At 47.3% G+C, this 13,967-nt stretch carries 8 protein-coding genes; 6 read left to right on the top strand and 2 right to left on the bottom strand.

Annotation, left to right across the window (positions count from 1 at the left end):
* Positions 1-3: 3 nt before the first annotated feature.
* Complete coding sequence (cysZ, locus tag V1467_RS06615; RefSeq protein WP_416308009.1) at positions 4-735, bottom strand: sulfate transporter CysZ; 732 nt, start codon at positions 733-735, stop codon at positions 4-6.
* A gap of 175 nt (positions 736-910) precedes the next feature.
* Here cysZ and smc point away from each other — a divergent pair, with 175 nt between their 5' ends.
* Genes smc through V1467_RS06640 form a run of 5 tightly spaced genes read left to right on the top strand, consistent with a single transcriptional unit; the run spans position 911 to position 8,596 of the window.
* Positions 911-4,372: a chromosome segregation protein SMC gene (gene smc / locus V1467_RS06620; protein ID WP_416308010.1), complete on the top strand. Its 3,462-nt coding sequence runs from the start codon at positions 911-913 to the stop codon at positions 4,370-4,372.
* A gap of 12 nt (positions 4,373-4,384) precedes the next feature.
* The gene (gene zipA, locus V1467_RS06625; protein ID WP_416308011.1) at positions 4,385-5,623 is read left to right on the top strand and encodes a cell division protein ZipA; all 1,239 of its coding nucleotides are present in this window, start codon (positions 4,385-4,387) and stop codon (positions 5,621-5,623) included.
* 50 nt (positions 5,624-5,673) lie between these two features.
* Positions 5,674-7,704, top strand: coding sequence for an NAD-dependent DNA ligase LigA (ligA, locus tag V1467_RS06630; protein ID WP_416308012.1), 2,031 nt, complete (start codon positions 5,674-5,676; stop codon positions 7,702-7,704).
* Positions 7,704-8,123 (top strand): GNAT family N-acetyltransferase, encoded by a 420-nt coding sequence (locus tag V1467_RS06635; RefSeq protein ID WP_416308013.1) that lies wholly within the window; start codon positions 7,704-7,706, stop codon positions 8,121-8,123. Before ligA ends, V1467_RS06635 begins: the two co-directional genes overlap by 1 nt.
* A 5-nt stretch (positions 8,124-8,128) precedes the next feature.
* Complete coding sequence (locus V1467_RS06640) at positions 8,129-8,596, top strand: DUF2919 family protein (protein WP_416308014.1); 468 nt, start codon at positions 8,129-8,131, stop codon at positions 8,594-8,596.
* Positions 8,597-8,619: 23 nt separating this feature from the next.
* On the opposite strand, the gene V1467_RS06645 is transcribed toward V1467_RS06640, so the two are convergent.
* Positions 8,620-9,033 (bottom strand): hypothetical protein, encoded by a 414-nt coding sequence (locus V1467_RS06645; protein WP_416308015.1) that lies wholly within the window; start codon positions 9,031-9,033, stop codon positions 8,620-8,622.
* A 385-nt stretch (positions 9,034-9,418) separates the two neighbouring features.
* On the opposite strand from V1467_RS06645, the gene V1467_RS06650 reads away from it, so the two are divergent.
* Positions 9,419-13,894 (top strand): ExeM/NucH family extracellular endonuclease, encoded by a 4,476-nt coding sequence (locus tag V1467_RS06650; RefSeq protein ID WP_416308016.1) that lies wholly within the window; start codon positions 9,419-9,421, stop codon positions 13,892-13,894.
* The last annotated feature ends 73 nt before the right edge of the window (positions 13,895-13,967 follow it).

Here is a 13,967-nt window from a genome sequence, read left to right on the forward strand (position 1 = left end):
ACTCTATATTGATTTTTTGTATTGCTCCACCCACATAGCAGTGGCGCCGCAAATAGCCACCGGCATCACTAAAAAATTGATGATTGGTATCATCGCAAACAGAGTAGTGACAATACCAAAACCAAAGGCACGGCCTCTATCTGCGCCCAATACCCGACGCATGGTGGTAAAAGGCACCTTGTGATTATCAAAGGGATAATCACAATATTGCACTGCCATCATCCAGGCGGTAAATAGAAACCAGATAATTTGCCCGAATACGGGTAACAGGAAAAATATCAGTAAAAAGCCGATAGCGCGGGGAATGTAATACAGCAGTTTGGTCCACTCCCTGCCCAAAGTGCGCGGAATATCCTTGATAACTGCGCTAATTCCGTCACTGCCCATCGGTTGTCCGGTTAAATGCAGTTCGACTTTTTCGGCCAGCAAGCCGTTGAAAGGAGCAGCCAGCCAGTTGGCGAAGGAGCTGAATACAAACGAAAATACCACCAGGATCGCTATAACCGACAAAGGCCAAAGCAGGTAATTAAGCCAGTCCAGCCAGCTCGGGATGTATTGTTGCAACCATTGAAACATCACATCCAACTGCTGGAACAGATAATAAAATGCGACAGAGAACAACAGTAAATTGACCATCAGCGGAATAAACACAAAACGGCGGATACCTTTGACCTGAATTAAGTCGAACCCGCGCATAAAATAACGGATCCCCCCCTGATTAACGGTATTGGTCACCTTTGTTTTCCTGTCTATGGCTAAATTGGCCATCAGTATAGCGATTCATCCCTGGCCGACAAAACCCCAATTGTTACAAATAACGACTTCTGATACATTCGTTGCAACTTGATTAATATTGTCACCTTAGTGTGGATAATATGAATTGCTGCTAACCATTAAAAAATAATAATAGATGCGTCTAAAAAAAATCAGATTGGCAGGCTTTAAGTCCTTTGTTGATCCAACCAACATTCCTTTCCCGGACGATATGACGGCTATTGTTGGCCCGAATGGTTGCGGCAAATCCAATGTGATCGATGCGGTGCGTTGGGTGTTGGGAGAAAGTTCGGCTAAAAATCTGCGTGGTGATGCCATGACAGATGTTATTTTTAATGGTTCTACTGCGCGTAAGCCAGTGTCGCAGTCGAGCGTCGAGTTGGTATTTGAAAATGCCAGTGAGCGTCTGCAAGGCGAGTATGCCAAGTATAACGAGTTATCCATCAAGCGGGTCGTTACCCGTGAAGCCATCTCTAGTTATTTTTTAAATGGTTCAAAATGTCGCCGTCGTGACGTCACTGATTTATTTTTGGGCACCGGTCTGGGCCCGCGTAGTTATGCGATTATCGAACAAGGCATGATCTCGCGGCTGATCGAATCAAAACCGCAAGAATTACGCATCTTTATCGAAGAGGCGGCCGGTATTTCCAAATATAAAGAACGTCGTCGTGAAACCGAAAATCGCATTCGCCATACCAAGGACAACCTGGAGCGGTTGGCTGATGTGCGCGGTGAGCTGGGTCAGCAGTTGGAAAAACTGCAACGCCAGGCTTCTGCCGCCAAGCGTTATCGGGATCTTAAGGCGCAGGAACGTGAACTCAAGGGGCAGTTGGCTGCCTTGCGCTGGATCAAATACAGCGATCTGATCGAATCACTGGAAAGCCAGATTGAGCAGGTTGAAAATCAGTTACAGGCCTTTATCGCCGAGCAACGCGGTAGTGAAAAAGGCATGTTAAGTTATCAGGACAAACAGCAGGACTTGAAGCAACAACTGGATGACTTACAACAGCAGATGTTCAAATTGGGTAACGATATAACTCGCCTCGAACAAAGCCAGATCCATCATAAAGTGCGGAGCCAGCAAATTCGTCAGGAGTTGCAAAAACTGGATGACGATATCCAGGAGCATCAGCAACATTATCAGCAGGAAATGGATCTGCTGGAAGAGCTGCAAGCTCAACTGGATATGTTACAACCTGATGCTGAGGTGCTTGAACAGCAACTGGAACAAGCAGTGATGCAGCTTGAAACGCAGGAACAGCAATTTGAGCAGCAGCAGAACAATTGGCGTCAACAAGAACAGCAATTGCAGCAACAACAGCAACAGCAGCAATTGCTGGAGGGTAAACAGCAGTCGTTGCAGTCCATGCAGGCGCGCAGCCGTGAACGTTTGGCTGAACTGGACAGTGAGCTTAGTGGCTTGTCCGACAATGAAGATAACCAACAGCTAAGTGACCTGGAGCAACAAGTCGAGCGGGCCGAACAGCAATATCAGCAGACTAAACAGCAACTTGAACAGGATAATCAGCAAGCTGAAATAGAGCAGACTGCGCTTAAAACAGCTGAAAATAATTTATTGGAACTGACCGGCAGACAACAAAAACTGGAAGCCGAGAGCGCCTCTTTAACCGTGTTGCAGGCCAGTGGCCAATCAGATAAAAAACTGCAACAGTGGTTGTCTGAGCAGCAAATTGACCATCAACCTTTGTGGCAATATTTGCAGGTGCAAAGCGGCTGGCAAATTGCAGTTGAAACGGCTTTACAACACTGGTTGCAAAATAGTTTGCTGGAGCAGCAATGCGATTTGCCGGATATTGTCGGTAGCAGATTATTATTTGCCGACAGATTAACCTCGGCTAAACCAGCAGGTAGCTTGGCCGCGAAGCTGGATAATCGGACTGTTCCTGAACAGCTTTGTCAAATACAGGTAACCGACAGTATTGAGCTGGCCAATCAGATGGTTCTTCAGGCAGGCCAGTCGGTGATAACTCGCGAAGGATATTGGCGAGGGGCCGATTGGGCGATATTGGGTAGCCAGAGTGAACACAATGGCATGCTTGAACGGGCACAAAAGCTGGAGCTAAACCAGCAGCAACAAGCAGAACTGGCTCAGCAGCGTCAAGTGCTGCAACAAGAGGTGGAAATGCGTCAGCAGACAGTCACACAACAACGTGACGCGATGCAGCTGGCCCAATCGCTTTTGCAGGAGCAATATGAAGCTGCTGGCACCTTGCGTAGTCAATTTCTGGTTGCCGAGCAGCGCCAGCAGCAAACTCGCCAGCGTCAGGATAGATTGCAATCAGAAAGATTGCGGGTTGAACAACAACTGCAGGAAGAACAGTTACAGCAGGAAGAAATTGCTCAACAACAGGAAGAGTTACTGTTCAGACTGGAAGAATTGCAACAGCATCAGCCGGATATCAGTGCCGAGCGGGAGCGCGGCATGCAACAGATCCAACAACACCGGCAACAGGTCGAGCAGATTAAAAATCGTCAGCATCAACAAGCCTTGCAATTGCAGGGAATTTCCAGCCAATTACATAGTCGTACAGAAGGTATGAACCGCTCACAGAAGTTGGTTGGCCAAATGACAGAACGACAAAGCAGTTTAACTAGCGAGTTGCAGGAGATGACGTCCCCACTGGAAGATCAGGAAATCCAGTTGCAGGAATGGTTAGCGCAACGCAGTGAACTGGAAAGCATGCGCAGTGCGCTGGCGGATGAACTGGCCGAAGTGGAAAGCTTTTTGGCGGATAATCAAAAAGGCCAACAGGCGGTGGTAGATAAAATCAGTCAGTTGCGTGGCCAGCAAGAAAGTTTACGCGTCGAATGTGAAGGGCATCGGGTACGGGCCAACGCAGTGGTGGAACAACTGCCGGAAATTGACATGGGACTGAAAGAGTTGTTGGAAAATATGCCTGAAGAGGCAGAAGAGAAACAATGGCAAGAGCGGCTGGAAAAAATTGGCCAATCGGTTGTTCGTTTAGGCGCGGTCAATTTGGCGGCGGTCGAAGAATACGAGATTCAGTCCGTGCGTAAGGCTCATCTGGACGAACAGCACGAGGATTTGACCAGTGCGCTGGATACGCTGGAGGGGGCTATCCGCAAGATTGACAAAGAAACCCGCAGCCGCTTTAAACAAACGTTCACCCAGGTAAACAGTGATTTGCAAGTATTGTTTCCCAAAGTGTTTGGCGGTGGGGCGGCGAGTCTGGAGTTAACCGATGATGACTTGCTGGAAACGGGCGTGACCATCATGGCGCAACCACCCGGCAAGAAAAATAGTACGATTCACCTTCTTTCTGGTGGAGAAAAAGCGCTGACCGCTTTATCATTGGTGTTCGCTATATTCCGGCTCAACCCGGCTCCCTTCTGTTTATTGGATGAAGTGGATGCACCGTTGGATGATGCCAATGTGGTTCGTTTTTGTAAGCTGGTGTCGGAAATGTCTAAAAGCGTACAGTTTATTTACATTACTCATAACAAAATTGCGATGGAGATGGCTTCACACCTTACCGGTGTCACTATGGCAGAACCAGGCGTATCACGCATGGTTGCTGTTGATGTTGAAGAAGCCGTAGCACTCGCCGAAGCATAAAAAGATTATTGAATGGATTTGCAGCTAGCGTTAATTATTTTAGGGGGATTTGCCATAGCCGGGATACTGGTACATGGCTTATGGACCATTCGTAACAACTCGCAAAAGCAGGCTGACTGGACCTCTGTGAAAAAGGCCATTGAAGATCAGCAGCCGAAAAATTACTCTGACGGTTTTGATCATGACGGTATCGGCAAGGTACGGGTGGTGCATCGTGAAGAAAAACAGCCGGGCGATGACATGCATGTGCATGAACCGCAGCAAACAGACAATTTCGAACATACTGAGTCAGCAACTTTGTCAGCCCAACAGGATGATATCGACTTCGCGCAACCTCAGGTTCGTTCAGAGCCGACATTTTCTGCCAATAGGGTAGAAGATGAAGTCAACGATGAACATTCGTCTGTTGAAGAGGCTTCGGTGGAATCTCCGCGCAGCGAACCCAAATGGACTTCGACCCAGCATCACTATCCGGATCCACCCAACTCCCTGCTAATGGCAGGAGCCGAGCCGCAAAACCAACCAAACAAGATAGAACCCGGTATCCGGCAGAGTGAATTTTTGGAAGACAGTCCCGTAAACGGGCGTCAGGAACCCAAAATGGGTGACGTGGATCCTGTCCAGCCACCAGCACCAGACGAGACTGACAATAAAATCAGCTTAACCGAGCAGGCCAAAAAACTGGTTAAACGGGAAAAACCGCTGAAAAAAATTCGCCGTACCGAGCCCCGTATTGCCGAAGATCAATTGCGCATTGATTTTGATGATCAGCCATCGGTGGAAGAAGTTGAGCAAGCTGAACAGACGGATAGTGATCAGGAGCAGGAAGTGCTGGTACTGAATGTCAGAATGCCGGAAGGTAAAAGCATTCCGGGTTCGGCCTTGCTACCGATGTTGCTGACATTAGGCTTAAAGTTTGGTGATCAGGATATTTTTCACCGGCATGTGAATACTAACGGTAAAGGTCCGGTGTTATTCAGTTTGGCTAATATGTTCAGACCCGGCGTGTTTGATATCGACAATATGGAAAACTTTACCACACGTGGCATATCGCTGTTTATGGTGTTGCCAATTGAGGGTGATCCGCGTCAGGTGTTCAATATGATGCATAATGCCAGCCGCAAAATTGCGGATGAGTTCGGAGCAGAGATCCTGGATGGCCGTCGCGCCATCTTGACCAAACAGGCTTTGCAGCAATATATGGACAAAATTCGCGAATCCGAGCGACGCAGGATGTTGCGTAAAAACTAACAATAAGTGAGCCCCCTGCGGGCTAGCCTGTATGTCATTTAGGTAATCTCATGAGTCAGTCAGCCAGCCAGCGCATTGAACAACTGCGTAACGAAATCAATCAACACAACTTCAACTATTACGTCGATGATAATCCGAGCATCCCTGACGCGGCTTATGATCGGTTATTGAATGAACTTAAAGCGCTCGAACAAGCTCATCCTGACTTAGTGACTGCCGACTCGCCCACCCGTAAGGTGGGAGGAAAAGCATTGGATGCCTTTACTCAGGTTGAACATGAAGTGCCGATGTTGTCACTGGATAACGCGTTCGACGAAACGGAATTCAATGCTTTTGTTAAACGCATAAACGACAGATTGAAACAGGATTCGGTGCTGGATTTTAGTTGTGAGCCCAAACTGGATGGTCTGGCGGTCAGTCTGTTATATGAAAATGGCGAGTTGGTGCGAGGGGCCACCCGTGGAGACGGGCGCACCGGTGAGAACATTACCGAAAACGTCAAAACTATCGCCAACGTGCCACTGCGTCTGCGCGGTGATGATTATCCGCAACGTTTTGAAGTGCGCGGTGAAGTATTTATGTCTACCGCCGGATTTGAAAAGATGAACCAGACCCAGCGCGAACAGGGCAAAAAAGTGTTTGTTAATCCGCGTAATGCAGCAGCAGGTAGCTTACGTCAGCTCGATTCCAGAATTACCGCCAGCCGCCCTCTATTGTTTTATGCTTATTCGGTTGGTTTGGTAGAAAATGAAAAACAGTCGTTAGCCGATACCCATTCAGGACGGTTGCAGCAACTTAAAGGCTGGGGATTGCCTTTAAGTAAAGAAATTGCAGTGGCTAAAGGGGCCGAGCAATGTTTGCAATATTTTCAGCAAATGCTCGACAAGCGCAGTTCGCTGACATACGAAATTGATGGCGTAGTATTTAAAGTCGATGATATTGAATTGCAGCAACAACTCGGCTTTGTGGCGCGTGCGCCGCGCTGGGCTATTGCCCATAAGTTTCCTGCCCAGGAAGAAATGACCCGCTTGCTGGATGTGGAGTTTCAGGTCGGCCGCACTGGGGCTATTACGCCAGTAGCCAGACTGGAGCCGGTGTTTGTGGGTGGTGTGACGGTGTCCAATGCGACCCTGCATAATCAGGATGAAATCAACCGGTTAGGTATTCAAATTGGCGATACGGTAATTATTCGCAGGGCGGGAGATGTGATCCCGCAAGTGGTGTCGGTTGTCGAGGCGATGCGCCCTGAGGATGCCAGAGAGATCGTGTTTCCCGTGACTTGCCCAGTTTGTGACTCCAATATTGAAAAGCTGGAAAGCGAGGCCGTTGCACGTTGCACCGGAGGCTTGTTCTGCGCCGCGCAGCGTAAAGAAGCGATGAAACATTTTGCTTCACGCAAGGCGCTGGATATCGATGGACTGGGCGATAAACTGATTGAACAACTGGTTGAAGCCGAGCTGGTAAAAACGCCGGCGGACTTTTTTAATCTGCAATTGCCCCAGTTGGCGTCTATGGAGCGCATGGGCGAAAAATCGGCGGTGAATCTGGTTAATGCGCTTGATGTAGCCAAGCTAACAACGCTCCCCCGCTTTATCTATTCATTGGGTATACGTGAAGTTGGCGAAGCGACGGCGACCAATTTGGCCAATCATTTTCTGACTCTGGACGCTATCAAAAATGCGTCGTTAGAGGATCTGCTTGAGGTGGATGATGTGGGCGAAGTGGTTGCCCAACATCTGCTTAATTTCTTTAGCGAAGAACATAATATTCAAGTGATTGAACACCTTGTTCAGGCTGGCGTGCATTGGCCGAAGATTGAAGCCAAGCCGGTTGATAACATGCCGTTGCATGGTCAAACCTGGGTATTAACCGGTACTTTAACCGGTATGGGCCGCACAGATGCCAAAGCAAAGTTGCAACAGCTCGGTGCCAAAGTCGCCGGAAGTGTGTCGGCTAAAACTCACGCCGTAGTGGCCGGAGAAAAAGCCGGCTCCAAACTGACTAAAGCGCAAGAATTGGGGGTTGAAGTGTTAACCGAAGAGCAGATGACCGCGCTATTTAATCAGCATGGAGTGGTCTGATGGAAATTTGTTTAGCAGCATCCAGACAACAAATTCAGGACTGTTTTGCGGTAATGCAACATCTGCGACCACAATTTGAAGTGGACCAATTTGTTGAGCAAGTTAGCCAGCAAATGCAGCAGGGCTATCATTTAGCGTTTGTAAGTTTAAACAACCAGGTCGTGGGTGCGGCCGGATTTGTTATTGGTACTAAATTGGCCTGGGGTAAACATTTGTATGTCGACGATCTGGTCACTGATCCGCAGGTACGTAGCAGTGGGGTGGGTAAAGCGTTACTCGACTGGCTGGCGGATTTTGCGATGCAGCACGGATGTCAGCAATTACATCTGGATTCCGGAGTACAACGTTTCGCCGCACATAAATTCTATTTACGTGAAGGGATGAGTATAGCCAGCCATCATTTTTCCAAGCCATTGTGAGGCTTTTGCTGCCATTAAAACATTATGATCAGCAAGGACGGGTCAAGCCGCTAGCGTCTTTTTTGTTTTGTTTACTGTATCTGGCCCGCGGTTACGTGGTGTTTGTGATTTCCATGTCTTATCGAGCCGATACCGGCTTGTTATTAGGTTTATTCTACCCACAAAAATACGATTTCTATGCCAGCTTGCTATTAGGTATTCCCGCTATATTACTGGCGTTGGTCATGATTTATCGGGATAAGCTGTGGGAGCGGCATTATCTGTTCGCTTTTAAATGGATTAAGCCGTTATTGCTGATAACTTTATTAGCCGATTTTTTATTGCACCTCCAGCAGGGATACAATCAGGGGTGGCAATTTAGCTGGATACTGGCGGCAACTTTTATTGTTGATATTAGTCTGATTTATTATTTTATTCGCAGCCGTTACTTTAGTGCGATGATCAGGGACTGGGCAATTCCTGCTGCGTTATAATCGCTCCTTGGTTATATCAAACCTTACTGCACGTTATTCTCTACGGCCTGCTGAAAATAGTTTTTCACGCTGATTTGACTGTCGTTAACCAGGCGCTGATAACAGATACCGGCAAACGCATAGCTACGACCGGCGTATTCCAGCACTATATAAGGCGCGTCGGGATTGGAGCTGTCATAGTGCCAGTGTCCGCCAACCAAATGCCGGAACACTTCACCCACGTAGGCGCCGTAGATATTACAAAGGGTAAAAACCGCCTGATCCTCCAGAGCTTCATCTTTGTATTTATCAATCCAGCCCAGGATCAGATCATCTACCATGGCTATGCTGTTAATTGAGCCGTCTAATTCAATATTAAATTCATCACGGCTGGTCTCGATGGCATTTTGGGCGCTATCGGCCATGAGTTGCTGAATTTCTTCCTGGGTCATATTCATTGTTATTCTCATCGCAACGGGAGGGATATTTCAGTCGATATGTTGCAGTGCATGGCTAGTGTTTGTCAAATTTGACTGTTGAAGTTCGATATATCCAAAAGCCCGAAAACGCGGCAATTTTATAAGATTAAATTGTTTAAAAGTGCCGGATAGTCAATCAGAACTATGGCAGACTGTTAATCTAGCACTTGTCCTTAAAATAGATTGATCAAGGTTAGAACAACGCCGTTTTGGGACGGTGAATTAACAGAGCGCAAGTTTTTAATCCTTCAGATCTGTCATTAATACTTCATATAGTCCCAGTAGTATCCGGTCTAAATTTAAAAAAATAAGCCAGCATAAACTGGCGTACCTAAATACTAAACACAACGCGTTAGGAGAGACTATGAAGCTCAAATATCCGGGCCTACTGGCACTATTCTGTGTGCCTGTGACTCAGGCCGCAGATTTGCTTATTTCAGAATATATTGAGGGTAGCAGCAACAACAAAGCGCTTGAAATATTTAACCCTACCGAATCGACAGTCGATTTATCCAGCTATCAGTTCAAGTTTTATTTCAACGGCAGTACCAGTGCTGGCAATACCATTAATTTGTCCGGAAACCTTGCCAGTGGTGCAACTTTTGTTGTTGCCGATAATGACTCGAACAGCGCCATTCTGACTATTGCCAATCAAACCAATTCAGGCAATTTTTTTAATGGCGATGACGCTATCGAGTTATTAAACAACGGTAGCGTGATCGATTCTATAGGTGTGGTTGGCTCCGATCCTGGCAGTGAATGGGGCAGCGGTAGTACCAGCACGCAAAACAATACTATAAGACGCAAAGCCAGCATTCTAACCGGTGATACTATTGTTAACGACGCATTTGACCCTGTTGTGGAATGGGACGGTTATGCGCAGGACGACATTACCGGGCTGGGAAGCCATACTTTTGATGGCGATGTCGGCGGTGACGATGGCGGAGATACCGGTGGAGGCGGGGATGATGGCAACGGCGATATTATCAGTAATGCCTGTGTCAATTGTCCTGATCTGGAAAAAATAGCCGATGCCAGTACTTTTGATGATGCCAGTTATTATGCACCGGTTTATGCAGAAATTAATGCCAATCATACTGCCGGTGAAATCAAGGCGGCACTAAGTGATGTGATTGATGGCAATAAAGTACTGACCTACGCAGAGGTGTGGACAGCCCTGACCCAAACCGATCAGGATCCGGCTAATGCCGATAATGTGATCTTATTATACAAAGGCGTTTCTGCCGCAAAAATGTCCAATGCAACTGGTTCCAACGCTGATAGCGATCCGAATCGCTGGAATCGCGAACATGTTTGGGCCAAGAGCCATGGTTTCAGTTCTGACGTGAATGAAGCCTATACCGATATTCACCATCTGCGTCCTTCCGATGTATCGATTAACAGTGATCGGGGTAACAAGGATTTCGACAATAGTGATTCACCTGTCAGTGAAGCGCCGTTGAATCGGGTTGACGATGATTCTTTTGAGCCACGGGATGCAGTTAAGGGCGATGTTGCGCGAATATTATTTTATATGGATGTGCGCTACGAAGGCTTTGATACTACACCCGATTTGCATCTGGAAGATCGTCTGACTTCTGTAGGCGAACCTGCTATTGGGCGTTTATGTCGCCTGATTGAATGGAACAATGCTGATCCGGTGGATAGCTTTGAACAAACCCGTAATGATCGTATATATGAATTGCAGGGTAATCGTAACCCTTTTATCGATCATCCTGAATGGGTGAGTACTTTTTTCACTGCCGATACCTGTGAAGATTTAGGTGGAGATACCGGAGGTGACGACGACGGGGGCACCGGCGGCGATGATGGAGGTACGGGCGGCGATACAGGAGGAGACAGTCCCGCTGGCAGCGGTGATATTTTCATTTCTGAATATGTTGAAGGTAGTGGATACAACAAAGCGCTGGAATTATTCAACCCTACAGCACAGGCAATAGATTTAGCCTCTGCTAATTATCAACTTGGCCGTTTTGCTAATGGCTCAACCAGTCCGGCGATGATTAATTTAACTGGCGTGGTGAGCTCCGGGGAAACCTTTGTTATCGCAACCAGTGATTCACGAGCCGATGATGCGATTAAAAATATTGCCAGTCAGTTCAGCGGCAGTATTAGCCATAACGGCGATGACGGTTATGTATTGTACAAAGATGGCGTGGTTATCGATTCATTTGGCCGCATTGGCGAAGATCCTGGCAGTAGCTGGGGCAGCGATAGTTTTAGCACGCTTAACAATACATTAAGACGTAACCCGGATGTGCTGAGTGGCGATACGATTATCGATGATGAATTCGATCCTGCTGTTCAATGGACCGGCGCCGGCAATGATGTGTTTGACGGTTTAGGCCAGCATACAATTGTTAACCCCGAGATTTATATTTCCGAATATATTGAAGGTGGCAGTTTTAACAAAGCAATTGAATTGTATAACCCGTCTTTTTCGGTGGTGGATTTAACTGCCGGCAATTACCAGTTAGGTTTGTATGTGAACGGTTCTGCGTCTCCGACCTTGTTTGATTTACAAGGTAGCATTGAACCGCATGATGTCTTTGTGTTAGCTCATCCCAGTGCTATTCAAAGCATTCTGGATGTTGCCGATCAAATTACCGGTAGCATCAATCACAATGGTGATGACGCCTATGTGCTGTTTAAAGACGGAGTTGTGATTGATTCTTTTGGTCAGGTAGGTGTTGATCCTGGTAGTGAATGGGGTAGCGGCGAGCAAAGCAGTAAAGATCACACTTTGGTGCGCAAGGAATTTGTGACTAAAGGTGATGTAATTATAGATGACGCCTTTGATCCGGCTGTTGAGTGGGATGGTTTTGCCAGAGATACCACCGAATATCTGGGCGCCCACCGCTCTTCCGTTGGTGAAGATCCTGACGATCCGGTTGTAGATATCGGTGTTTGTCTTGATCCAGCCACTCGTATCAGTGCCATACAGGGAAGTGGTGATAGTTCTCCATTATCAGGCGAAACTCATATTATTGAGGGGGTCGTCACCGCGTCATTGAGTGCACTGAATGGCTATTTTGTGCAGGAAGAAGGCTCCGATGAAGATGGTGATTCGGCAACATCCGAAGGGGTGTTTGTATATAGCCCGGCTCTTTCTCTGCCGGTTAGTGGCAGTATTGTGCGGGTATTGGGTGAGGTCACCGAGTTTAATGGTAAAACTCAGCTGGTCGCCAGTGAGGTACTGACTGATTGCGGCACGGGCAGTGTTCAGCCTGTATCTTTGTCATTGCCTTTCGCCTCGGCAGCTGCGCCCGAAGCCATGGAAGGGATGCTGGTCACCAGTGCGGCGGAACTGACAGTAAGTGATAATTATAATCTTGGCCATTTTGGCGAAGTGACATTATCTAATGGTCGTTTGTTCACACCTACCAACTTGTTTATTCCTGATTCTGCAGAAGCACAAAATTTAGCGGTTCAAAATGCCCTGAATAAAGTGATTCTGGACGATGGAATGAACGGCAGTGATCCGGCTGATGTGATTTATCCTGCTGGCGGCTTGTCTGCGATCAACACCTTGCGTACCGGCGATACCGTTGCTGCTCTAACCGGAATACTGGACTACAGCTTTAGTAATTACCGGGTGATACCCACACAAGAGCCTACTTTTGTGCAAACTAATCCACGTACACCAGCGCCAGAATTAACCTCGGGTAATCTTAAAATTGCCAGTCTAAACGTGTTGAATCTGTTTAATGGTAACGGATTAGGACAGGGATTCCCGACGGCAAGAGGGGCCACCACTGAGGTTGAGTTTGAACGACAAATCGATAAAACCGTGGCGGCTATAGCGGCGATGAACGCCGACATTATTGGTTTGATGGAAATCGAGAATGACGGTTTTGCTGAAAATAGCGCTATTGCTGATTTAACCGCGCGTTTGAATGCACAACTGGGTGCCGGAACTTATGCCTATGTTGATGCCGGTGGTACGGTTGGAACGGATGAAATTATGGTTGCGCTGCTATATAAGCCTTCTGTAGTTGGATTAGATGGCCCGCTAAAAATTCTGGATAGCAGTAATTCGGTGCAGGATAGCAATGGTCCCTTATTCCTCGACTATCGTAATCGCCCTGCGCTTAATCAGAAGTTTTCTTTATTGGAAAATGGCGAGTCACTGGTTGTGAGTGTCAATCACCTTAAATCAAAAGGCAGTGGCTGCGGTGCAGGTGATGACGATACAACAACCGGACAGGGAAACTGTAACCTGACCCGAACCCGTGCTGCGCAAGCGTTGACGATCTTTTTGGCTGAGCAATTTCCGGACACCCCCGCATTAATCATTGGTGACTTGAATTCTAACGCCAAGGAAGATCCAATCAGAAAAATCGAGCAAGCCGGGTATACCAATCTGTTGAATCACTTTAATGGTGACGCGGCATATTCTTATACCTTTAATGGTGAATTTGGTTATCTGGATCATGGTTTAGCTAATCAGTTGCTGTTACCGCAAGTTGTTGATGCGGTTGAATGGCATATTAACGCTGATGAGCCACGTGTACTGGATTACAACGTGGAAAACAAAACCGCAGCACAGTTGGTTGATTTTTATGCCGCTGACGCCTATCGCGTTTCTGACCATGATCCGGTGGTAATTAGTTTGCAACTGGAAAGTCCGGCAATGGCCGGTGACTGGGATGCCGATGGCGATATCGATAATGATGACCTACGCGCGTTCCTTGACGCTTTGCGGGCTGGTACTGACATTGACTCGATTTACGATTTCAATAGTGATGGTGTGGTCAATTTGCGTGACTATTCTGAAATCAGACGTTTGTGTACCAGAAGTCGATGTGCGACTGAGTAAAATAAACTCTGGTCAAGGTTGAAAATAGACAACTGATAAGGGCTCGCCAAACTTGGTGAGCCCTTTTGTTTTA

Origin of the sequence: Neptunicella plasticusilytica (assembly GCF_047922965.1) — a bacterium.
GTDB classification, from domain to species: domain Bacteria; phylum Pseudomonadota; class Gammaproteobacteria; order Enterobacterales; family Alteromonadaceae; genus Neptunicella; species Neptunicella plasticusilytica.